The organism is Rhizobium sp. P28RR-XV, from assembly GCF_012641385.1.
GTDB lineage: Bacteria > Pseudomonadota > Alphaproteobacteria > Rhizobiales > Rhizobiaceae > Rhizobium.
Map to the genome: position 1 here is coordinate 15176 of NZ_JABAIG010000006.1, position 21720 is coordinate 36895.

At 60.9% G+C, this 21720-nt stretch carries 21 protein-coding genes; 17 read left to right on the forward strand and 4 right to left on the reverse strand.

The window, feature by feature from the left end; translation table 11 throughout:
* Positions 1-4: 4 nt before the first annotated feature.
* The 9 genes from HGP12_RS13865 (at position 5) to HGP12_RS34035 (ending at position 8488) form a co-directional block, all read left to right on the forward strand.
* On the forward strand, positions 5-1429 hold the full coding sequence (locus tag HGP12_RS13865) for an amidase (protein ID WP_168842339.1): 1425 nt from the start codon (positions 5-7) through the stop codon (positions 1427-1429).
* Positions 1426-2952: an ABC transporter ATP-binding protein gene (locus tag HGP12_RS13870; RefSeq protein ID WP_168842338.1), complete on the forward strand. Its 1527-nt coding sequence runs from the start codon at positions 1426-1428 to the stop codon at positions 2950-2952. The genes HGP12_RS13865 and HGP12_RS13870 overlap by 4 nt, the downstream gene beginning before the upstream one ends.
* Positions 2942-3991 (forward strand): ABC transporter permease, encoded by a 1050-nt coding sequence (locus tag HGP12_RS13875; protein WP_168842337.1) that lies wholly within the window; start codon positions 2942-2944, stop codon positions 3989-3991. The genes HGP12_RS13870 and HGP12_RS13875 overlap by 11 nt, the downstream gene beginning before the upstream one ends.
* The gene (locus HGP12_RS13880) at positions 3988-4929 is read left to right on the forward strand and encodes an ABC transporter permease (protein WP_168842336.1); all 942 of its coding nucleotides are present in this window, start codon (positions 3988-3990) and stop codon (positions 4927-4929) included. The genes HGP12_RS13875 and HGP12_RS13880 overlap by 4 nt, the downstream gene beginning before the upstream one ends.
* A 15-nt stretch (positions 4930-4944) precedes the next feature.
* Positions 4945-6237, forward strand: coding sequence for an amidohydrolase family protein (locus HGP12_RS13885; protein WP_168842335.1), 1293 nt, complete (start codon positions 4945-4947; stop codon positions 6235-6237).
* 747 nt (positions 6238-6984) lie between these two features.
* Entirely contained in the window at positions 6985-7179 is a 195-nt protein-coding gene (locus HGP12_RS13890; RefSeq protein WP_168842334.1) for a hypothetical protein, read from the forward strand.
* Between the two features lie 154 nt (positions 7180-7333).
* Positions 7334-7573, forward strand: a complete 240-nt coding sequence (locus HGP12_RS13895) for a DUF1778 domain-containing protein (RefSeq protein ID WP_312862887.1) — start codon at positions 7334-7336, stop codon at positions 7571-7573.
* Complete coding sequence (locus HGP12_RS13900) at positions 7570-8106, forward strand: GNAT family N-acetyltransferase (RefSeq protein WP_168842332.1); 537 nt, start codon at positions 7570-7572, stop codon at positions 8104-8106. Before HGP12_RS13895 ends, HGP12_RS13900 begins: the two co-directional genes overlap by 4 nt.
* A gap of 4 nt (positions 8107-8110) precedes the next feature.
* Positions 8111-8488, forward strand: a complete 378-nt coding sequence (locus tag HGP12_RS34035) for a substrate-binding domain-containing protein (protein WP_312862888.1) — start codon at positions 8111-8113, stop codon at positions 8486-8488.
* Positions 8489-8845: 357 nt separating this feature from the next.
* Here HGP12_RS34035 and HGP12_RS13910 read toward each other — a convergent pair whose 3' ends face one another.
* Positions 8846-9175: a hypothetical protein gene (locus tag HGP12_RS13910; protein ID WP_246703379.1), complete on the reverse strand. Its 330-nt coding sequence runs from the start codon at positions 9173-9175 to the stop codon at positions 8846-8848.
* A 240-nt stretch (positions 9176-9415) separates the two neighbouring features.
* Here HGP12_RS13910 and HGP12_RS13915 point away from each other — a divergent pair, with 240 nt between their 5' ends.
* The 8 genes from HGP12_RS13915 to HGP12_RS13950 all read left to right on the forward strand — a co-directional run bounded on the left by HGP12_RS13915 (position 9416) and on the right by HGP12_RS13950 (position 18201).
* On the forward strand, positions 9416-10300 hold the full coding sequence (locus HGP12_RS13915) for a dihydrodipicolinate synthase family protein (RefSeq protein WP_168842331.1): 885 nt from the start codon (positions 9416-9418) through the stop codon (positions 10298-10300).
* Between the two features lie 21 nt (positions 10301-10321).
* The gene (locus HGP12_RS13920; protein WP_168842330.1) at positions 10322-10981 is read left to right on the forward strand and encodes a GntR family transcriptional regulator; all 660 of its coding nucleotides are present in this window, start codon (positions 10322-10324) and stop codon (positions 10979-10981) included.
* A gap of 60 nt (positions 10982-11041) precedes the next feature.
* Positions 11042-12373, forward strand: coding sequence for an ABC transporter substrate-binding protein (locus tag HGP12_RS13925; protein WP_168842329.1), 1332 nt, complete (start codon positions 11042-11044; stop codon positions 12371-12373).
* Positions 12373-13308, forward strand: coding sequence for a carbohydrate ABC transporter permease (locus HGP12_RS13930; RefSeq protein WP_168842365.1), 936 nt, complete (start codon positions 12373-12375; stop codon positions 13306-13308). The genes HGP12_RS13925 and HGP12_RS13930 overlap by 1 nt, the downstream gene beginning before the upstream one ends.
* Before the next feature lies 1 nt (position 13309).
* Positions 13310-14125 carry a carbohydrate ABC transporter permease gene (locus HGP12_RS13935; protein WP_168842328.1) on the forward strand — a complete coding sequence of 272 codons (816 nt, stop codon included), beginning with the start codon at positions 13310-13312 and terminating at the stop codon, positions 14123-14125.
* A 31-nt stretch (positions 14126-14156) separates the two neighbouring features.
* Positions 14157-15215: an ABC transporter ATP-binding protein gene (locus HGP12_RS13940; protein WP_168842327.1), complete on the forward strand. Its 1059-nt coding sequence runs from the start codon at positions 14157-14159 to the stop codon at positions 15213-15215.
* The gene (locus HGP12_RS13945; RefSeq protein ID WP_168842326.1) at positions 15212-16165 is read left to right on the forward strand and encodes a PfkB family carbohydrate kinase; all 954 of its coding nucleotides are present in this window, start codon (positions 15212-15214) and stop codon (positions 16163-16165) included. The genes HGP12_RS13940 and HGP12_RS13945 overlap by 4 nt, the downstream gene beginning before the upstream one ends.
* A 314-nt stretch (positions 16166-16479) precedes the next feature.
* Positions 16480-18201 carry an ABC transporter ATP-binding protein gene (locus HGP12_RS13950; RefSeq protein ID WP_168842325.1) on the forward strand — a complete coding sequence of 574 codons (1722 nt, stop codon included), beginning with the start codon at positions 16480-16482 and terminating at the stop codon, positions 18199-18201.
* A 55-nt stretch (positions 18202-18256) separates the two neighbouring features.
* Here the strand turns inward: HGP12_RS13950 and HGP12_RS13955 are convergent, their stop codons facing one another.
* From HGP12_RS13955 to HGP12_RS13965, 3 genes are read right to left on the reverse strand one after another with little or no spacing between them, the layout of a single operon-like run.
* Positions 18257-19555, reverse strand: a complete 1299-nt coding sequence (locus tag HGP12_RS13955) for an LLM class flavin-dependent oxidoreductase (RefSeq protein ID WP_168842324.1) — start codon at positions 19553-19555, stop codon at positions 18257-18259.
* 32 nt (positions 19556-19587) lie between these two features.
* Positions 19588-20928: an MmgE/PrpD family protein gene (locus HGP12_RS13960; protein ID WP_168879139.1), complete on the reverse strand. Its 1341-nt coding sequence runs from the start codon at positions 20926-20928 to the stop codon at positions 19588-19590.
* A gap of 2 nt (positions 20929-20930) precedes the next feature.
* Entirely contained in the window at positions 20931-21719 is a 789-nt protein-coding gene (locus HGP12_RS13965) for an amino acid ABC transporter ATP-binding protein (RefSeq protein WP_168842322.1), read from the reverse strand.
* Position 21720 lies beyond the last annotated feature (1 nt).

Genomic DNA, 21720 nt, shown 5'->3' on the forward strand with positions numbered 1-21720 from the left:
GATCATGGGCAATCCGTCGTTCGCAGATGCCACGGAGCTGGCCGGCGCCATCAAGTCCGGCAAGCTTGCCTGCATGGATGTCATGCGGGCAGCCATTGCCGCCTGCGCCAGATACGAAACGCTTGGTGCCACCGCCTATCTGGATCCTGAAATGGGGCTTGCTGCCGCACAGGCCATGGATCAGGAGGCATCGGCGCGGCCCGAGCGGTTTGCGATGCGACCGTTTGCAGGCGTCCCAACCCTTGCCAAGGACCTCGGCGGCCCCTTTGCGGGGCTGCCGGTGACGGCTGGTTCTCGCCTGTTCAGCCGCACGGGCAAAGGCGCGGACAGCGATCTGGCAGAGCGTTTTCGCAAGGCCGGCCTCTGCACCTTCGGGTTAAGCACCAGCCCGGAATTCGGCCTCTCGCTCGCTTCCGAGCCGGCGATCGGCCCGATCTGCCGAAACCCCTTGGATCGAAGCAGAACTGCCGGGGGATCATCAGGAGGTGCTGCGGCCGCAGTTGCGGCCGGCATCGTTGCGATCGCCCATGCGACGGATGCCGGCGGCTCGATCCGCGTGCCGGCTGCCTGTTGCGGCCTGGTTGGGTTGAAGCCGACGCGCGGCGCGGTTCCAGCGGGTCCCTCCTTCGGAAATCATCTTGGCGGCATCGCCAGCGAACTCGCCGTCACTCGCTCGGTACGCGATACCGCGCGGATATTCGATGCCGTGCGCGGTCGAACAAAGGGGCCATTCGCCGGTATCGCCGAGCCCTCGCCCAAGACGGGCCGACTTCGGATCGGTCTCCTTGCGGACACCGGAAAGCACTACCCCATCGCAGCCGATCGGGTCCAAGCTGTGGAAGCAGCAGCCAGTTTTTTCGAAAAGCAGGGAAACGAGCTGGTATCCCTTCGTTGGGACGAGATGGAAAGCGCCGTTCGGGCCAGTTCCCGCGCCTTTGGCGACATCATTTCCGTCAATATTGCCGGCTTGGTCGAGGACCTCGAGCTGGACATGCTGGCGGCCGAGGCGATGACGCAGGCGTTCGTCATGCGCGGACGCGCCATGGCGGCCACGGCACTTTGGCATTCCCTCAATGGCGCTGTTCAGGCCAGTCGGGTTCTTTGGGAAATCTTCGACAGGGTGGATGTCATCGTCATGCCCATGCTCGCCTCGGCGCCGCCACCCGTCGGCTCCTTCCCGACGGATCATTCGGACACCGAATTGCACCTTGAGCGCATGACGTCCTTCGCCCCGCTTGCCTCGCTCGCCAACATATCCGGCTTTCCGGCACTGACACTTCCTTTCGGTGAAGATGCAGAAGGATTGCCGCTGCCGATCCAGATGATGGCACCCATGGGAGAAGAGGCCCTGCTATTGCAGCTTGCATCGACGCTTGAGGCCGAGCAACGATGGCAGCATCGCTATCCGATCGCAGGCTTTCGGGCATGACCATCCCTGTCCTCACGATCGAAGGTGTCAGCAAGCGCTTCGGTAGCACCATTGCCAACGACAACATCTCCTTGTCTTTGGCGAAGGGCGAGATCGTTGCCTTGCTCGGCGAGAACGGTGCCGGCAAGACGACGCTGATGAGCATCCTCTTCGGGCATTATGTGCCCGATGCCGGGCGTATCCTCATCGACAACGAGGAATTGCCGCAAGGCAAGCCGCGTGCGGCGATCCGGGCCGGCGTCGGCATGGTGCATCAACATTTCTCGCTCGCGCCAAACTTGACCGTGCTCGAGAACATCATGACGGGCACCGAGAGGCTATGGTCGCTCAGGTCTCAAACGACGGCTGCCCGTGGCAAGCTCCTGGCGATCGCCGAACGCTTCGGCCTGAAGGTCGATCCCGATGCGCGCCTTGGCGATCTCTCGGTCGGCGAGCAGCAGCGGGTGGAAATCCTCAAGGCGCTTTATAACGATGCGCGCATCCTGATCCTCGACGAGCCGACTGCCGTTCTTACGCAAATCGAGGCGGAAAAGCTCTTTTTGACGCTGAAGCAGATGGCCGCGCAAGGCCTGTCTCTCATCTTCATTTCTCACAAACTCGATGAAGTCATGGCCACGGCCGATCGCATCGTCGTCCTGCGTGGTGGCAAGGTCGCGGCTGAGCGGTTGGCATCTCAGACCAGCAAGGCCGAACTCGCGGAGCTTATGGTCGGACATCGCGTGACCCGACCGACCCGCGAGGAAAGCATGCCGGGCGACATTGCCCTGGAAGCTCGCGATATCACCGTGAAAAGCGGCGGTGTCGAGCGATTGAAGAGCATCCACTTTCATGTCCGTGCCGGCGAGGTTCTGGGAATCATTGGCGTATCGGGCAACGGCCAGGCGAGCTTGGGCCAAATCCTTTCCGGCACGTTGAACCGCTCATCCGGCGAACTTCTTTTATTCGGCAGGCCCGTCGGCGATCTCGACGTGGCCGCAATCATCGACGCTGGCATTGGACGCATTCCGGAAGACCGCAACCGCGATGGCGCGATAGGCGAAATGGCGATCTGGGAAAACGCCGTGCTCGAGCGCCTGTCCTCCTATTCGAAACACGGCCTGGTCGACCGCAGCGCCGGCATGGCCTTCGCGCAAAAGATCATTGAGGCATTCGATGTGCGCGGTGGTAGCGCCGCCAGCCGCACCAGGCTGCTGTCAGGCGGAAACATGCAAAAGCTGATCCTCGGCCGCAATCTCTTTGAACGCCCGCGTATCCTCATTGCGGCACAGCCGGCGCGCGGACTGGACGAAGGGGCGGTCGCCGCCATTCACGGGCGTATTCTGGAAGCACGCCGGCAAGGCACCGCCGTATTGCTCATCTCGGAGGACCTCGATGAAGTCATTGCGCTCGCCGATCGCATTCAGGCGATCGTCGGCGGCCGCCTTTCAGCACCGATCGATGCCGGTGAGGCCGATGCACGCCTGCTGGGCCTGATGATGGCCGGGGAATGGAAAGAAAACAGCGGGACCGAACATGCGATTTGAACGGCGCGAACACCGTCCACTCTACATGATGATCCTCGCTCCCCTGTTCGCGATCATCGCGGCGCTCGCTTTGGCCGGCATCCTGATTGCGATTGCCGGCGCGCCGGTGCTCGAAGCCTATCGGCGGATCCTGCTCGGCGCCTTCGGCTCGCGACTTTCGGCAACGGAAACGCTCACCCGCGCAACGCCGTTGATCCTGACCGGGCTCGCCGCCGCAGTCGCCTTTCGTGCCCGTCTCTGGAATATCGGCGCCGAGGGGCAATTCTATTTCGGTGCCATTGCTGTTGCGGCCTTCGGCTCGAAAATGCTCGCCGGCTTGCCCAGCCCGATCCTCATTCCGCTCTTGATGATCATCGGCGCCCTTGCCGGGGCCATTCTGATCCTCGTGCCACTATGGCTGCGGCTGCGATTTTCCGTCGATGAGGTCGTCACCAGCCTGATCCTGAATTTCATTGCCGTTCTCTTCGTCTCCATACTGATCGATGGTGTATTGAAGGACCCGACGGCATTCGGCTGGCCGCAATCCCAGGCCCTTGCCGACCACGCCATGCTGCCGAAGCTGATCGCCCGATCGCGCCTTCATATCGGCTTTGCAATTGCAATCGTCATCGCCGCAATCGTCTATTTCGTCCAGTCGCGCACCGTCTTCGGTATGCAATCGCGAGCAGCCGGCCTCAACCCTTCTGGCGCTGCCTTTGCCGGCGTTCGCCTCGGCGCGACGCTCGTCAAGGTCGCCTGTCTTTCGGGTGGCCTTGCCGGCCTTGCCGGTGCCATCGAAGTGATGGGGGTCAAAGGCTATGTGACCACCGATCTGTCGCCCGGCTTCGGTTATGCCGGCATTGTCGTTGCCATGCTGGCAAACCTCAATCCGCTCGGCGTCGTCCTTGCGGCGATCTTCACCGCAACGATGTTCGTCGGCGCCGATGGCATGAGCCGCAGCCTCGGCATTCCCACCTACATTGCCGACGTCACGGTCGCCCTATCGCTGCTGACCATGCTGATCGCGTTGTTCTTCACGCAGTACAGGATCCGCCGATGAGCACGCTGGTCGACATCATTGCTTCAGCCGGACTCTGGGCCGCCGTGCTGCGGATTGCCACGCCACTGATCTTCGGCACGCTCGGCGCACTTCTTTGCGAGCGGGCCGGCGTTCTCAATCTCGGCATCGAGGGCATCATGACCTTCGGCGCGATGATCGGCTGGCTCTCCGTCTATCACGGCGCCGATCTTTGGACCGGCCTTCTCGTCGCGGCAATCGCCGGCGGCATTTTCGGGCTTCTGCATTCGGCGCTGACGGTAACGCTCGGCTTGTCGCAGCATGTTTCGGGGCTCGGCGTCACGCTTTTCGCCTCCAGTTTCAGCTACTATATCTTCCGGCTGATCGTGCCCGTCGCCGGAACACCGCCGACCATTATGCCTTTCCAGCCGATCGCCATTCCCGAACTTTCCAACCTGCCCTTCATAGGGCCCGCCCTCTTCACCCAGACGGCACCGACCTATCTGGCGATCCTGGTGGCACTCGTCATGGCCTACCTCATGTTCCGCACACCGGTCGGGCTTGCGATCCGCATGACCGGTGAAAACCCGCATGCTGCGGAGGCTCAGGGCGTCAACCCGATGAGGATCCGCTACGGTGCCGTCATTGCCGGCAGCGCGTTGATGGGCATGGGCGGCGCGTTCCTGACCTTGTCCGCCTTCAACAGCTTCTTTCCGACCATGGTGCAAGGGCGCGGCTGGATCTGCATCGCGCTGGTCGTCTTTTCGTCCTGGCGGCCGGGCCGGGCGCTGTTCGGCGCCCTACTTTTTGCCTTCTTCGACGCTTTCCAGCTGCGCCTGCAGACCGCGGTGCAGGGCGTGCCCTATCAGATTTTCCTGATGACGCCATACATCCTGTCCATCGTCGCACTCGCCGTCATGAGCCGGCGAGCCCGTGTGCCGCAGGCGTTGATGCAAGCTTATCGCCGTGGCGAAAGATAATCCGAGGAGCCTTTCATGTTCGATCTGATCATTCGCAATGCCAATCTGCCCGATGGCCGCAAAGCCATCGATATCGCGGTCAAGGACGGCAAAATCGCTGCCGTGGAAGCATCGATCACAACCGAGGCAAGGGAAGAGATCGACGCGACCGACCGGCTGGTGAGCCCGCCCTTTGTCGATCCGCATTTCCATATGGATGCCACGCTTTCGCTCGGCCTGCCGCGCATGAACGTTTCCGGCACGCTTCTGGAGGGCATTGCACTTTGGGGAGAGTTGCGCCCGATCGTGACGAAGGAAGAACTAGTGGATCGTGCGTTGCGCTACTGCGATCTCGCCGTGACGCAAGGGTTGCTGTTCATTCGCAGTCATGTCGACACGTCCGATCCCAGGCTGGTGACGGCTGAGGCGCTTCTGGAGGTGAAGGAACGGGTCAAGCCCTATATCGATCTGCAGCTCGTCGCCTTCCCGCAGGATGGGTATTACCGCGCCAAGGACGGTGTCGCTTCTCTTGAGCGTGCGCTCGACATGGGCGTCGACATCGTCGGCGGCATTCCGCATTTCGAACGTACGATGGACGAAGGCAGAGCCTCGGTCGAAGCACTTTGCAGAATTGCGGCCGATCGCGGTCTTCCCGTCGACATGCATTGCGACGAGACCGACGATCCCATGTCCCGCCATATCGAGACGCTCGCGGCGGAAACCATCCGCTTCGGATTGCAGGGACGCGTTGCCGGATCGCACCTGACCTCGATGCATTCGATGGACAATTATTACGTCTCCAAGCTTATCCCCCTGATGGCGGAAGCAAGAATCAATGTCATTCCCAACCCATTGATCAACATCATGCTGCAAGGCCGCCATGACACCTATCCCAAGCGTCGCGGCATGACCCGCGTGCGTGAGTTGATGGACGCCGGCCTCAACGTCTCCTTCGGCCATGACTGCGTGATGGATCCCTGGTATTCGATGGGCTCGGGCGACATGCTCGAAGTCGGCCATATGGCCATCCACGTCGCGCAGATGGCCGGCATCGAAGACAAGAAGAAGATCTTCGACGCGCTCACCGTCAACTCCGCCAAGACGTTGGGACTTGAAGGCTACGGCCTCGAGAAAGGCTGCAACGCCGATTTCGTGGTGCTGCAAGCCGTCGACACGCTGGAGGCGCTGCGCCTGAAACCCAATCGTCTTGCCGTCATCAAGCGCGGCAAGGTCATCGCCCGCTCAGCGCCACGTATCGGTGAGCTTTTCCTCGATGGCAGACCATCGCGGATCGATAGCGGGCTCGATTACGTTCCTCTCCGGAAATAACTTTCTTTTTTCAAATGCGTGAGCAGCGGGATAATTTCGTCGCTCAACGAAGCGATTGCCTCTGTGGCGCACATGCTTTGCAATTTCGGCAACGGGCAACGAAACACTCAAAAAGTTCCTCTTCTTGGACGAGGCAAAATGAGAAATTGTACCTTAAGATTTTTGACCTATGCTAGGTCAAGCTGGCCTCGAACGGCTTGACATCCAAGCAAAAGACGACATTTTTCGCCGCCTGCTACGCATGAGACGTTATTCATACAGCAATATCATCTTGATAGCTTCTCATCTTCCAAAATTAATGTTGTCGGATTGTCTGCCTAAAGAATCCCTATGGCTCCCATTTACCAAAACAATATGGTTGACGCGGCACCCGCAAGCATCACGATCAGGCACAACAAGCGTCTATATATTTTTTGGACGCTCTCCGAGGGATCGCGGCAATACTGGTGGCGCAGCGACATATTTCGGAAACTTTTGGCGGCGAGCCATTTCAATCAAGCTATCTGGCCGTTGATTTTTTCTTCGTCCTGAGCGGTTTTGATCGTGTCCCATGTCATTTTCACCCTGATTTTCATTTCGCGGTGACCCATCAAAACCGTCGCAAATCCTTGCGGCGCAGCGCATTATGCATATTGGCCTTGGTTCGCCGCAACGGAAAGCGGTCAAGAGGAGGTGCCACTAACAGGTGGTCGTTCTACCGGATGGAATAGGCATGGCCTGTGCGCTTCAGTCAGGTGCCGAGTCATCGTGGCACAAAAGCATGTGCGTGCCGTCATCGCGGCCCAATTGATCCGGTGGCCCCTTCAGCAACGCCTGCAGCGCGGCCCGCAAGTCGTCGTCACCAACGCTCTCAACCGCGGCGCCATGACGCAGAAACGCATGGGCAAGCAGAGCGTCGCGGCCTCTGCGGCATGCCCTATCCTGCATTTCAGCGGATGTTGATCAAGCAGTCGGACGGAACTTTCAGCATTATCCGTTTTTAATAGGTGCTTTCATTGAACCAACGTTGAAATTGAGCATAGGAAGACCTATAGTCCGCGCTGAAGAGGATTTGACCATGCCCAGAGCCGCCGCAGAGAATACGACCCGATTCCCTATGCAGATACCACCAGCCGAAAAGGCTAGGTTGATGCGTGCGGCTGCACTTGAGCGAACCAGCCTCAAGGACTTCGTGCTGCGCAATGCGCTATTGGCGGCCGAGGCCGTGATCGAGAAAGCCGAGCGAGTCAATCTCGATGAAGAGCAGACACGCTTCATGCTAGATCTGCTGGAGAATCCGCCGAAGCCGAACACTAAGCTGCAGGCGGCGGCTCGTTCGCTCGCGACCCGCAAATGACGCTTCTGGACTGGCGCGAGGAGCCGATTTCCAGGAAGCATAATCGCAAAGGCTTTGACTGCGGTCAGGCGGATCTCAACGACTTCTTGACGAAATATGCCCGTCAAGCGCACGGGAGCGGCGCTTCCAAGACGTTCGTAGCGGTCGACGATGACGACGGTACGACGATCTATGGTTTCTATACGCTCAGCCCCGCGCAGGTCGAATTCGATCTCACGCCAGAGAGGGCACGGCCGGCTGGCGGGGGACGACATCCGGTCGGCGGGTTCCGGCTTGGCCGGCTCGCAGTGAGCACGTCGCTGCAGGGTCGGGGTCTCGGTGGCGAATTGCTGATCGCAGCCGCACGCCGCTGCATTCAGGCATCAGTGCAGGTTGGCGGATCATTGCTGCTGATTGACGCCAAGGATAAGCGGGCGGCCGAATGGTATAAATCCTACGGGGCTCTCGAAATCCCGAAGACACCGCTCGCACTGGTTCTACCCTATTCTGTGATCATCGACGTCATGGAGCGAGCAGGCAAACCGGTCCTGTAACACGGTGGCTGCCGCTAAGGTCGCCGCCCAGCGCGAGATCACCTATCGCCAACGAGTGGAACAGGAGGGATTGGGCGCCGAGATCGTGCACTTCCTGCGCGCGAAGGATCGGCCGCGCGCCGTTTTCGTCTGGTCCGATCTCGATGCAGTACCGTTGCTGAACGCAGCCCATATGAGCGGCATCCGCGTTCCCGAGGATTGGGTGAGCGACGACGTTATTCATGACAACGCGTCGATGCAAGTCTTCTCCGAAGGCGATACGCGGAGGCGACTTGTCTGGATCCACGATACGCTTCCAGATCCACTGGCGACGTGGTTAGCCAGCGCGATGGATCAGATGGCACCCGTCTTTCAGCAGGCGCTGAAATCGCCGAAAAGCTGACCACTGCACTCCGGTGGAGGGCGGTCTCTCTCAGCAATTGCCCCATCGGCCAAGACGAGATAGCGACTCCGCCGGCCCCAACCAAATTGGCGAGTGGCTTCGACTTGTTACGAAGCTGCTCGCTGGAGCCGTCGTCCAAGGACGTCATCGATACTCGTTTTGAGACGTGCGCGATGGCCCAACTGCAGTCATTGCGGACAACGGCGGTCGAGTTCGGGAAATGGCGGAGAAGATGGGATTCGAACAGCGGACCGTGCAATTCTGTTGTGGTCTCGCAGATCCCTCGGCAGTTTCCTTGTGTCTTTCGGGCCGGATGATCGGGTTGGCTCAAAACTTCCTCTCCCAGCATTTCGATTTTCAGAGACTGCTCATCGCCGCCGGCGTTGCATGGGTTGTTACAAGTTCCTGCCGTGCATAGGCGGCGTGGTGATACCGGCCGACGAGCGCACTAAAGTCTGCTGGCTTCATCCCCTTGATGCCAACCGCGCCCAGCGTAACGATGCGCTCACGTCGGTCGATTTTGCTATAGGGCGTGCGCCAGTTTTTGTTTGGCAGGGTCGCGTTTTCGTTGAGCCACAGGCGCAACGCGAAACGGCTAGATGCATAAACCGCATATCCGGCAACGTCCGTCCAGGCAATCGGCTCGCCCAATACGGATGCGTGCAAACCATCGGGAGTCAGCACCATGAGCGGTCGATGTTCGTCACCTTAAACTTCATCTTGCCGATACGATGACGGCGGCCGGAATTGTGCTTATGCGGCATGGCGTGCAGATCAATCACCCATAGGCGCTAACCGTTGAAATTCGATCCCTGCACCAATACTGCCTGCAATGCAATTTTGGCGGCGTCAGACTGAATAAATCCTCGCTTTACAGCTAACATGTCAGTGTGCTACGCAGTAATCCTACAAGATCGGGAGGATCGGATGAAAGAGAGTTTCGGCCTGTCAGCCGCCCTGGCAACGCCCTTTGATACGGATGGCGAGATCGCAATTGCGGGCGTGATCGAACAGGCGAAGCATTGCCTTGCCAATGGCTGCAAAAGCGTGACGCTTTTCGGCACCACGGGCGAAGGTGCTTCCATCGGCATGCAGGAGCGCAAGCAGGTTCTTGCCGCCATGATCGCCGCCGACATCGCGCCTGAGCAGATCGTCATGGGCGTGCTCGTCGATGCTGCCGAGGATGCGGCAGCTCAGGCTGGTCAGGCACTGGCGCAAGGCGCGCGCAACATCCTTCTGGCGCCGCCTTCCTACTTCAAGAACGTCAGCGACGATGGTCTCTTCAAATGGTTCGCGGCCGTTTTTACCATGCTGGGCACCCATGCCCGCGACGTAATCGTCTACAATATTCCGTCGGTGACGATGGTGCCGCTGTCGATCTCGCTGGTCGGTCGCCTGCGCACGGCATTTCCGGATATCATCGTCGGCGTCAAGGATTCTTCCGGTGACTGGTCCTATACCGAGGAGCTGCTGAAAACGCATGGCGATCTCATCATTCTGATCGGCGACGAGCGGCACTTAGCGCGCGGCGTGCGCCTCGGCGGACAGGGTGCCATCTCCGGCATGGCAAACCTCCTTCCCCGCGAGGTCCAGGCCATGGCGGAAAAAGGCATCGACGACGCCAATGTCGAGCGTTTCGTCGAACAGCTGCTGAACTATCCGATCATTCCCTCGATCAAGGCCATTCTTGCCCGTTTGACGGAGGACGACAGCTGGCTTGCCGTGCGCCCGCCGCTCGTGCCAATAAACCGGCAGGATTCCGACACGCTCTTTGCTGCCTTCGGCGCGCTGTTTCGCGCCAAAGCCGCCTAACCGAACAGCCCGGAGCTGCCGATGGACGGACCAGGCGAACAGACGACGTTGAGAGAGAAAGCCTATGAGAGCTTTACGCGCCACCTCTTGGCGCGCGACGTTCGGCCAGGGCAATTCATCTCGCAGCGGCGGCTTGTCGAGCTGACGGGACTGACGCTTGGTGCAATCCGGGAATTGATCCCGCGCCTGGAGGCCGAAGGGCTGATCAAGACGGTGCCGCAGCGCGGATTGCAGATCGCCCATATCGATCTGGACCTGATCCGCGAGGCCTTCCAGCTTCGCCTCTTTCTGGAAAAGGAGGCGGTCGCGCTGTTCACCTATTCGGCGTCGGACGAGACGATCGCCAAGCTTTTGAAGGATCATCGCGATATCGCCGATGCGATCCGGGCTGGCGACAGCACGCAGGAACTCGAGCTTCACGCGCAATCGGTGGATTGGGGCATGCACGATGCCTTCATCGATGCGCTCGGCAACACCATCATCTCGAATGCCTATCGGGTCAATTCGATCAAGATGCGCCTGATCAGCCAGGACAGGTTCCGCATCAATGGCCATGTCGGCCCCGTGATGGAGGAGCATTTGAAAGTGCTTGAGGCGATTCAGCGACGATCGGCCGAGGAGGCGGTTGCCGCTCTCGTATCCCACATCGGCGGAGCACGGGATCGCGCATTGAAGATTTGAATAGTTTTGAATAACGGGGCCGCGAATGAGGAGATTTTCGGCCAAAGGAGGAGGAACGGAATGTCATCGTCATTTTTCAATCCGACACGTCGCGGCTTCATGGCCGGCACGGCAGCCCTTGGAGCGGCAAGCTTTCTGGGTGTCCGCACCGCCTCGGCGGCCGTCGACTGGAAGCGCTTTTCCGGCACGACGCTGGAAGTCAATCTGGTCAAGAGCCCGCGCAGCGAAACGATCCTCAAATATTTGAGCGAGTTCGAAGCCCTGACGGGCATCAAGGTCAATGCCGAGGCGACGCCCGAGCAGCAGCAGCGCCAGAAGACCACGATCGAGCTCAGCTCCGGCAAGCCGAGCTTCGACGTCGTACATCTGAGCTACCACGTCCAGAAACGTCAGTTCGAAAAGGGCGGCTGGCTCGCCGATATCAGCGGCTTCATGAAGGATCCGGCGCTCACCGATCCGTCGCTGACGGAAAGCGATTTCGCCGAGGCCGGCCTGAAATTCGCCAAGGACTCCGAAGGCGTCATGCGCTCCCTGCCCTTCTCGGTCGATTACTGGATCGTCTACTGGAACAAGACCCTGTTCGAGAAGAAGGGCCTCGCCTATCCGCAAACCTTCGAGGACATGGCCAAGGCCGCCGAGGCGCTGACGGATAAGGCGACCAACACCTACGGCTTCGTCGCCCGCGGTCTGAAGAACGCCAATACGCCAGTCTGGACGGCCTTCATGCTCGGCCACGGGGCGACGCCGCTTTCGGCCGACGGCAAGCTGCAGACGGAATCGCAAGGGGCCGTGGATGCTGCGAAGCTCTATCAGCGCCTGATGACGAAATCGGCGCCTCCCGGCGTTTCCGGCTTCAACTGGGCGGAGGCGCAATCGGCCTTCCTGCAGGGCAAGATCGGCATGTGGCTCGACGGCGTCGGCTTCGCGCCGCCGATCGAAAATCCTGAGAAGTCCCGCGTCGTCGGCCAGGTCGGCTATGGCGTCATGCCGAAGGGGCCGAATGCGCAGGCTGCGGCAACCTTCGGCGATGGCATCGGCGTTACCGCTGCCAGCCAGAAGAAGGAGGCCGCCTATCTTTTCTGCCAATGGGCGATCTCGCACGACATGGGCGCTCGCCTGCTGCAGGCCGGCGCCGGCGTTCCCTTCCGTCAGTCTGTTCTGGAGGATCAGAAGGTCCGCGAAGGCGTGAAAATGCCAGGCGCCTGGCTGGATGCCGTCGCCGGCTCGGCCAAGGTCTCGCAGCTGGCGCTACCCGTCATCATCCCGGTTACCGAGTTCCGCGACATCTATGGCGTCGCGCTGACGAACATGATCGGCGGCGCCGATCCGGCAGCCGAGCTGAAAACGGCAACTGCCCAGTTCGAGCCTGTGCTGGCGCGAAGTGAGGGATGATGGCCTCCGTGAGCATCGAAGATACCGCCGCGAAGACAGCTGACGGAAGGAGCAAGCCGCACCGGCTTGCTCCCAACTACTGGCCCTTCGTCGTCCCCGCGCTGATCGTGATTGCCGCCGTCATCGTCTTTCCCTGGGTCTTCACCCTGTGGATGAGCGTGAACAAATGGACGCTCGGCCAGTCTCAGAGCTTCGTCGGCTGGGACAATTATGTCCGGCTGGCGACCGATGCGCGCTTCTGGGAATCGCTATGGCACACGGTTCTCTACACCGTGCTGTCCGTCGTCGGCCCGTTGTTCTTCGGAACGCTGGCCGCACTGATCTTCGATGCGAACTTTCCGCTGCGCGGCTTCCTGCGCGGCATTTTCGTCATGCCGATGATGGCAACGCCGGTTGCCGTCGCCCTCGTCTGGACCATGATGTTCCACCCGCAGCTCGGGGTGCTGAACTATCTGCTCTCGCTCATCGGCATCGGGCCGCAGGAATGGATCTACAATCAATATAGCGTCATCCCCTCGCTCGTCCTTGTCGAGGTGTGGCAGTGGACGCCGCTTGTCATGCTGATCGTGCTCGGCGGCCTCGCTTCCGTGCCGCGCGAACCCTATGAGAGCGCCGAAATCGACGGCGCCAATGCCTGGCAGAAGTTCCGCTATCTGACGATGCCGATGATCGCGCCCTTCCTTATGATCGCCGTCATCATTCGCGGCATCGACGCGATCAAGAGCTTCGACATCATCTATGCGATGACGCAGGGCGGCCCGGGAACGGCGTCAGAAACGATCAACATCTATCTCTACAACACCGCGTTCGCTTATTACGACATCGGCTATGGCTCGGCCATGGCAGTGGTGTTCTTCATCGTCATCGTCGCGCTCTCGTTCGTCCTTTTGATGATCCGCCAGCGCACGCGGTGGACGGACGCGGAGGGCCGTTGACATGAAGCGCTCGACACTCAATCGCATCGGCCTGTTCTTCGTCGCCCTGGTGATCGTTTCGCCTGTCGTCCTGTTCTTCATCTGGATGATCTCGCTGTCGTTGAAATACGAGATCGACAACGGCGCCTATCCGCCGATCCTTATTCCGGATCGCATGGCCTGGACGAACTATGTCAATGTTTTCCAGGAAAACAATTTCTTCCTCTATCTGTGGAACTCCGTTCTGGTGACGGGTGCGGCCACCCTGCTCGCCCTCATCATTGGCGTGCCGGCCGGCTACGGCATCGCGCGGCTGAAGGCGGAAAAATCGGCTGTCGTCATCATGATCGCCCGCATGACACCGGGGCTTTCCTTCCTCATCCCGCTGTTTTTACTGTTCCAATGGCTCAATCTGCTCGGAACGCTCTGGCCGCAGATCATCATCCACCTCGTCGTGACAGTGCCGATCGTCGTCTGGATCATGATCGGCTATTTCGAGACGACGCCGATGGAGCTGGAGGAGGCCGCAAGCATCGACGGCGCGACGCCGTGGCAGGTTTTTCGCCTGGTCGCCCTGCCGATCGCGCGGCCCGGCATCGTCGTCGCCTTCATTCTCTCGGTCATCTTCTCGTGGAACAACTTCGTCTTCGGCATCGTGCTTGCCAGCCGCGAGACCCGCACGCTGCCCGTCGCCGTCTACAACATGCTTTCCTTCGAGCAGGTGAGCTGGGGGCCGCTTGCGGCCGCGGCCCTGATCGTCACGCTGCCGGTCCTCGTTCTCACCATGTTCGCGCAGCGCCAGATCATCGCAGGCCTGACCGCCGGCGCCGTTAAATGACACACCTCTTCCTTCCGACAGGATCACATTCATGGCACCCGTAAACATCCAGAATATTCAGAAGCGCTACGGCCAGGTGAAGGTCATCCACGACATCAGCGTCGATATCGCCGATGGCGAGTTCGTCGTCCTCGTCGGCCCCTCCGGCTGCGGCAAGTCCACGCTGCTGCGGATGATCGCCGGGCTGGAAGAGGTCAGCGACGGCGAAATCCGCATCGGCCGGCGTGAAGTTAGCAACCTGCCCGCGCGCGATCGCGACATCGCCATGGTGTTCCAGAACTATGCGCTGTATCCGCATATGACCGTGGCCGACAACATGGGCTTCGCGCTGAAGCTGAAGAAGGCAAACCCGGCGGAAATCGCCGCCAAGGTACAGAAGGCCGCCGCCATCCTTGGCCTGGAAAGCCTGCTTGAGCGCCTGCCTCGCCAGCTTTCCGGCGGCCAGCGCCAGCGTGTCGCCATGGGGCGTGCTCTGGTGCGCGATCCACAAGTCTTCCTGTTTGACGAGCCTCTTTCCAATCTCGACGCAAAACTGCGCGTGCAGATGCGTGGCGAGATTAAGTCCATGCATCAGCGCATCGGCACGACGACGATCTACGTGACGCATGACCAGGTCGAGGCGATGACCATGGCGGACAAGATCGTCGTGCTTCACGGCGGCCTCATCGAGCAGGTCGGCGCGCCTCTCGATCTCTACGACCGTCCGGCAAACCTGTTCGTCGCCGGTTTCATCGGCTCGCCTTCGATGAACTTCATCGACGGCCGGATCGAGGAAGGTGTCTTCCGCAGCGAAAAGGGTCTCATCCTGCCCCTGCCGCAAGGTTTCTCCGTTGCCGAGCATGGCGGGCGGCGGCTCGTCTATGGCATTCGGCCCGAGCACATCCGCGCCGCCGCCGGCGGCTTGTCTGCCCGGGTCGGCATCGTCGAAGGCACGGGTTCGGAAATCTATGCCAAGCTCGACTGCGGCGGCGAGGAAATCTCCTGCCTGTTCCGCGAGCGGTTGAACATCCGCTTCGGCGACAAGATCGACATTGCCATCGACCCGGCCAGTATCCATCTGTTCGACAAGGCGAGCGGAAAGCGGCTTTGAGCGCTCCCTCGATCTTCGATCCACCGGCCGGCGAACCCAGGCATGTCTTATGCGTCGGCGCGGCCGTTCTCGATACGCTCTTTCGTGTCCGCGTGCTTCCGCAGGGTCAAGGGAAGGTTCTGCCTTACGACATGCTGCAGATTGCCGAAGGCATGGCCTCGAGTGCTGCCTATGCCGTCGTGCGGCTCGGCGGCAAAGCGAGCCTGTGGGGCGCGGTCGGCCGTGACGAAACCGGCGATCGGATTGTTCGCGAACTGGACAACGCCGGCATCCACGTGGACGGCATGCTGCATGTGGAAAGCGCCCGCTCCGCCGTCTCGACGATCCTGGTGGACGATGACGGCGAAAGACTGATCGTTCCTTTCTATGATCCGAAGCTGCATCACGCGGTCAAGAAATTCACGGCGGCTGATGTCGCCGCGTTCGATGCCGTGCTTGTCGACGTCCGCTGGCCGGCGCTGGCGTTTCAGGTTTTGAAGACGGCAAGAGCAATGGGCAAGCCGGCCATTCTTGACGGCGACGTCGCCCCTGACGGCATCATCGAGCAGCTGGCGCCGGAAGCGACCCACATCATCTTCTCCGAGCCGGCGGCCGAGCGCCTGACGGGAAGCGACGATGTTGCCGAGATGGCGCGGCGGCTGAAGCGGCGGTTCGACCATGCCTTCGTCTGCGTGACGGCGGGTGCCGCCGGCAGCCACTGGTTCAACGAAGAAACCGGTAAAATCCAGCACTGCCCGACCATATCCATCAAGGCGGTCGATACGCTTGCCGCCGGCGATATTTTCCACGGCGCCTTCGCGCTTGCCGTTGCCGAAAAAATGGTGGCGGAAGATGCGATCCGCTTCTCCTCCATCGCGGCAGCGATCAAATGCGAGCTCTTCGGAGGGCGGGCAGGAGCGCCGGGACGCGCCGATGTGATCAGACGTTCTGAGCCGCTTCAAAGATTCTGACGGTATCGAAGCCACCGTCGAGACCTCTCTCGAATTTATAACTCACCGAAGGCATTCCCTGCAGCCGTCGTCCGTCCATGGCGGGCGTTGTCTTCCTCCATGCGGCAAGCCAAATGCCAAGACCGTCACCCGTCGTTTATAGGGATGACACGCTTGCACGCGTCGGTTATAAAAATCGCGCGACTCAAGCAGGAGGATCGCCAGATGAGAAATTTCAGCACCCACTGACGCTGAACGGCGGTGCCGAACTTCGGGCTGCCGCTCAGTCCGTTCTTGTCTTTCCATATCCTCTTCTGTGCCCATGGAGGGCATTCATGCTTCGTCGTTTCTTTTCCTATTATGCCAGCTATAAAAAGCTGTTTTTCCTCGACTTTGGCTGCGCCGTGCTTGCGGGCCTGCTAGAGCTCGGCTTCCCGCTGGCGGTCAAGCTTTTCGTCGATGAACTGCTTCCGAGCCGCGATTGGGGTCTGATCTTCGCGACAGCGGCGCTGTTGCTTGTCGTCTATGCTGTGAGCACCGGCCTCTCGGCGATCGTCAACTATTGGGGTCATGCGCTCGGCATCTCGATCGAATCGGACATGCGCCGCCAGGCCTTCGATCATATCCAGAAGCTGTCCTTCCGCTACTTCGACAATAACCGCACCGGCCACCTGATCACCCACGTCACCAAGGACCTAGAGGAAGTGGGCGAGATCGCCCATCATGGTCCCGAGGACCTGTTCATCGCGATCATGACCTTCATCGGCGCCTTCCTTTTGATGTTCAGCGTCCATTGGAAGCTCGCACTGCTGACGACGACCATCGTGCCTTTCATGACCTGGCTGGTGAGCCGCTACGGCTCGAAGATGACGCTGAATTCGCGCAGCCTGTTCGGCAAGGTCGGCAACTTCAACACGCGCATGCAGGAGACGGTCGGCGGCATCCGCGTGGTCAAGGCTTTCGCCAACGAGCGATATGAAAGCCAGCTGTTTGCCAGCGACAACGAGGACTACAAGGCGACCAAGCTGGATGGCTATGCCTATATGACGGCGAGTATCGCGCTCAGCTATTTCAGCACGCGCCTGGTGCAACTTGTCGTCATGATGGCCGGAACCTGGTACGTCATTTCAGGCGAGCTGAGCTATGGCGGCTTCGTCAGCTTCCTGCTGCTTATCAACGTCTTCTTCCGGCCGATCGACAAGATCACCTCGGTGATCGAGACCTATCCCAAGGGCATCGCCGGCTTCAAACGCTTCCTGTCGCTGATCGATACGGAACCGGATCTTGCCGACCGGCCGAATGCGGCTGCGGTGGATCATCTGAAGGGCAATATCGCCTACCAGAACGTCGCCTTTGGTTATTCCGATCAGGCGGCGATCTTCAAGGATCTGAACTTGACTATCGCGGCCGGCGAAACCGTCGCCTTTGTCGGTGCCTCCGGCACGGGCAAGACGACGATCTGCTCGCTGCTGCCGCGCTTCTACGATGTCACGGCCGGCAGCATCACGATCGACGGCATCGATATCCGCGACATGACGCAAGCCTCGCTGCGCGGCCAGATCGGCATCGTGCAGCAGGACGTCTTCCTGTTCGGCTCGACCATTCGCGAGAACATCGCCTATGGCAAGCTCGGCGCTACCGACGAAGACATCATGAAAGCCTTGCAGCGCGCCTCGCTCGACGAATTCGTCCGGTCTCTGCCCGCCGGCCTCGATACGCCGACGGGCGAGCGTGGCGTCAAGCTCTCGGGCGGACAGAAACAGCGGCTGGCGATTGCCCGCATCTTCCTGAAGGATCCGCCGATCCTCATCCTCGATGAAGCCACCTCGGCGCTCGATACGGCAACTGAATATGCGATCCAGCAGGCGCTGTTGGAACTCGCGAAGGGACGCACGACGCTGGTCGTCGCCCATCGGCTGTCAACCATCCGCAATGCCGACCGCATCATCGTCATGGGCGATAACGGCATTGTCGAACAGGGATCGCATGACGAATTGCTTGCCCGCCGTGGCGCCTATGCGCGGCTGCACAATGCTCAGTTCGGGCTTTATGCCTGATCCATTGACATCGATGAATGAAAAAGAGAGCCGGGGGTGAACGCCTCGGCCTCCGTCAAGCCCAGGCCGGCCTGGCAATCCCTAAGTGATCGCGCAGCGTCGTGCCTTCATAATCGCGGCGGAAGAGGCCTCTCTCCTGCAGGATCGGCACAACGTCGTTGGCAAAATCCTCAAGGCCGCCGGGGAAGAAGGGCGGCATGACGTTGAAGCCGTCTGCGGCGCCGTTTTCAAACCATTGCTGCATGCGGTCGGCGATCTCTTCAGCCGTTCCGAGCACGATGTGATGGCCGCGGCCGGCGGCCACACGCAGGGCAAGCTCACGGATCGTCAGCTTTTCGCGACGGGCAAGCTCGGTCAGCAGTTCGGCCCGGCTGCGCAGCTGGTCGGAAATCGGCAGGTCGGGCAGCGGTCCGTCGAGATCATATTCGGCAAGGCTATGGCCAAGGCGTTCCTCCAGAAGCGGCATGGCGCTCTTGATGTCAGTCCAGCGGTTCAGCACGTCGAGCTTTTCGCGCGCCTCGGCAACCGTTTTGCCGATAACGGGCAGGAAACCAGGCATGACGGCGACGTCGTCCGGGTTGCGCCCGAAGCCGGCGACCTTGCCCTTCAGGCTCTTATAGAAGGCCTGCGCCTCATCGAGGCTCTGCTGGGCGGTAAAGACGATGTCGGCCGTGCGGGCTGCGAGATCCTGACCCGGCCCCGACGAACCGGCCTGGATCAGCACCGGGTGCCCCTGCGGCGGGCGCGGAATATTGAGTGGACCCTTGACGGAATAATATTTGCCGTTGTGGTCGAGCACCCGCACCTTGGCGGGATCGGCATAGACACCGCTCTCCTTGTCCTTGCGGAAGGCATCGTCGGCCCAGCTATCCCAAAGGCCGCGCACGACATCGACGAATTCTTCCGCCACCGCATAGCGCTCGTCATGCTCCGGGTGGCTCTTGGAGAAATTGGCGGCCGTGCGGGCGTAGGACGTGGTGACGATGTTCCAGGCCGCGCGGCCGTGGCTCAGATGATCGATCGAGGCGAAGGCGCGGGCGAGATGATAGGGTTCGCCATAGGTGGTCGACGCGGTCGCGGCAAGACCGATCTTGTCGGTCACCATCGCGAGTGAGGCGAGCAACGTCAGCGGCTCGAAACGGGCAATCATCGAGGGATGCGCGTCAAGAGCGCTCGTCAGGCCGTCCGCCAGGAAGAGCATGTCGAACTTGGCAGCCTCGGCGATCCGGGCCACGCGGCGCAGCAGGTCGAAATTCTCACTGCCGGCTTCCGCATCTGGATGACGCCAGCCTGAGACGTGATGGCCGGCACCTTGCAGGAAAAGGCCGAGATGGATCTTGCGGGTCTTGCTCATGGGCGCATGCCTTGCGTTTCTTGGAACTTGGATCAGTTCAAACTGTTGGATAGAAGCTGGACGAGGCGATCAAGATCGTCCTCGCTATGCATGGTTCTCACCATATCGGGAACGGCCGACACGGCCGGATGGTTGCCGGTCGCGTCGCGGAATTTTTCGGTGGGATCGCTGAGGCCGGGCAGGCCCTTGAACTCGCGGCTCAGGCGGCGTCCATCGTTCAGCGTTATCTCGGCAATGACGAAGCGCGTTTTCGGGTCGCTCGAAAGTCGCGGCGCCGTCTCGTCGTGCCGGCGGCGAACGCGCCGGGCGATTGCCATCAGATCCTCTCTTACCGGCGTCTCTCCGAAATGGCCGATCTTCAACGCGCCGTCCATCAGCGCCGTTGCGAACACATATTCGGCGCTGAAACGAGCGTCGATACCGGTCGTCGGATCGGTCACGACCAGTGCCGCATCGCCTCCCGGCGGGAAGGTAATGACGACAGCCTCGATCTGTTCCGCGTTCAATTCCTCTTCGTGAAGCTGAAGACCGATCATCGCAACCGGGTGGCTCGCCGTGCAGCACGGGAAGGCCTTGAGCGTGAGGCCGGGCGCCACGATCTGCCAAGGCGCGCCCCAGCCCTCGATGGCCGCCTGCGGCCGCGCCTCGCCAAAGGCGAAGGCCGAATAAAAGCCGATCGCGCTGTCGAGGAAATCCCTTGCGCCACCGAAGCCTGCCTTGACGAGCTTGGCCGAAAGCAGGCCCGAGCGCGCCGCCATGCCGGCATGATAGGGCTTGGCATCATGACCGAACTGCAGGCGCAGACCGCTCGAATGCGTGGCCGCCAGCCCGAGCGTCGTGGCGGTCTCGACGACGGAATAGCCAAGCACATGGGCGACGGCCGCCGCCACACCGATCGTGCCGAGCGTTGCCGTTGCATGAAAACCGTTCTCGTAATGGCGCATGCCGAGCGAGAGGCCGAGGCGCGCCATCGCTTCCAGGCCGACAATATAGCCGGCGATCAGGCGGTCCGCTGAAATCGGCGTCTCCGATGCCAGCGCCAGCAGAGCGGGAACGATGACCGTCGTCGGGTGACCGCGCACGCTCGCATGCACGTCGTCATAATCGAGCACATGGCCGGCATGGGCATTGACCAAAGCCGCCGTCAGCGCATCGGTGCGCCGCCCCTGCCCGATGATGACGGCGTCACCCGGACCTGCCGGCAACTGTTCCAGCAGAATGCGTGTCGTGCGGTCGGCCGAGCCGCCTAAGGCGCAGGCCAACCAATCGACGAGCGCCATGCGGGCTGCGGCAACGGCCGCCTCATCTCGCAGCGGATCGGCCGATGTGATGGCTTCGGCAAAGCCTGTCGTCAACGGAAAAGTCTTTTCCATCGTCAAATCCCCTCCCCGTCCTCGAGCGAAGCCCGCGCACCGGCGAGGCCGTTGACGAAGCGGCGGATGCGCGCATTTGTCGATGTCTGGAAGATGGCTTCGGGCGGCCCCTGGTCAACGATGCGGCCGTTTTCGGTGAAGACCACGACATCGCTGATCTCCTCGGCAAAGCGCATCTCGTGCGTGACCAGGATGCTCGTCATGCCTTCCTTGACGAGATCGCGAATGACGGCGAGCACCTCGCCGACGGTCTCGGGATCGAGTGCCGAAGTCACCTCATCGAAGAGGACGAGATCCGGCCGCATTGCCAGCGCCCGCGCGATCGCGACGCGCTGCTGCTGACCGCCGGAAAGCTGTCCGGGATAGACGCTTGCCTTTTCGGACAGGCGCACCCGCGCCAGGAGATCCCGGGCATGACGTTCGGCATCGGCCTTGTTGACGCCGAGGATTCGCGTCGGGGCGATTGTGATGTTGTCGAGCACGGACAGATGCGGAAACAGATTATATTGCTGGAAGACGATGCCGATCTTCTGCCGCAGCTTGATGCGTTCGGCCTCGCTGCGCATCTGGTCGACACGCGCGCCATTGACCGAGATGCGCCCCGTCTGCGGCGCGACCAGCGCGTTGATGCAGCGCAGGATCGTCGATTTCCCCGACCCGGAGGGACCTATGATCGAGACGGTCTGCCCGCGGGCAACGGAAAGATCGATCCCTTTCAGGACCTCGGTCGATCCGTAGGCGAGATGCACATCAGCCAGTTCGACGATCGGATTGGTCTGAGCTTGGCTCATG

Coding starts and splice junctions, on each gene's coding strand:
- HGP12_RS13930 (WP_168842365.1), top strand. CDS start 12,373: ATGGCCTCCGTGAGCATCGAAGATACCGCCGCGAAGACAGCTGACGGA.
- HGP12_RS13965 (WP_168842322.1), bottom strand. CDS start 21,719: ATGAGCCAAGCTCAGACCAATCCGATCGTCGAACTGGCTGATGTGCAT.
- HGP12_RS13925 (WP_168842329.1), top strand. CDS start 11,042: ATGTCATCGTCATTTTTCAATCCGACACGTCGCGGCTTCATGGCCGGC.
- HGP12_RS13880 (WP_168842336.1), top strand. CDS start 3,988: ATGAGCACGCTGGTCGACATCATTGCTTCAGCCGGACTCTGGGCCGCC.
- HGP12_RS13865 (WP_168842339.1), top strand. CDS start 5: ATGGGCAATCCGTCGTTCGCAGATGCCACGGAGCTGGCCGGCGCCATC.
- HGP12_RS13960 (WP_168879139.1), bottom strand. CDS start 20,928: ATGGAAAAGACTTTTCCGTTGACGACAGGCTTTGCCGAAGCCATCACA.
- HGP12_RS13895 (WP_312862887.1), top strand. CDS start 7,334: ATGCAGATACCACCAGCCGAAAAGGCTAGGTTGATGCGTGCGGCTGCA.
- HGP12_RS13955 (WP_168842324.1), bottom strand. CDS start 19,555: ATGAGCAAGACCCGCAAGATCCATCTCGGCCTTTTCCTGCAAGGTGCC.
- HGP12_RS13920 (WP_168842330.1), top strand. CDS start 10,322: ATGGACGGACCAGGCGAACAGACGACGTTGAGAGAGAAAGCCTATGAG.
- HGP12_RS13940 (WP_168842327.1), top strand. CDS start 14,157: ATGGCACCCGTAAACATCCAGAATATTCAGAAGCGCTACGGCCAGGTG.
- HGP12_RS13935 (WP_168842328.1), top strand. CDS start 13,310: ATGAAGCGCTCGACACTCAATCGCATCGGCCTGTTCTTCGTCGCCCTG.
- HGP12_RS13950 (WP_168842325.1), top strand. CDS start 16,480: ATGCTTCGTCGTTTCTTTTCCTATTATGCCAGCTATAAAAAGCTGTTT.
- HGP12_RS13885 (WP_168842335.1), top strand. CDS start 4,945: ATGTTCGATCTGATCATTCGCAATGCCAATCTGCCCGATGGCCGCAAA.
- HGP12_RS13910 (WP_246703379.1), bottom strand. CDS start 9,175: ATGGTGCTGACTCCCGATGGTTTGCACGCATCCGTATTGGGCGAGCCG.
- HGP12_RS13900 (WP_168842332.1), top strand. CDS start 7,570: ATGACGCTTCTGGACTGGCGCGAGGAGCCGATTTCCAGGAAGCATAAT.
- HGP12_RS13875 (WP_168842337.1), top strand. CDS start 2,942: ATGCGATTTGAACGGCGCGAACACCGTCCACTCTACATGATGATCCTC.
- HGP12_RS13870 (WP_168842338.1), top strand. CDS start 1,426: ATGACCATCCCTGTCCTCACGATCGAAGGTGTCAGCAAGCGCTTCGGT.
- HGP12_RS13915 (WP_168842331.1), top strand. CDS start 9,416: ATGAAAGAGAGTTTCGGCCTGTCAGCCGCCCTGGCAACGCCCTTTGAT.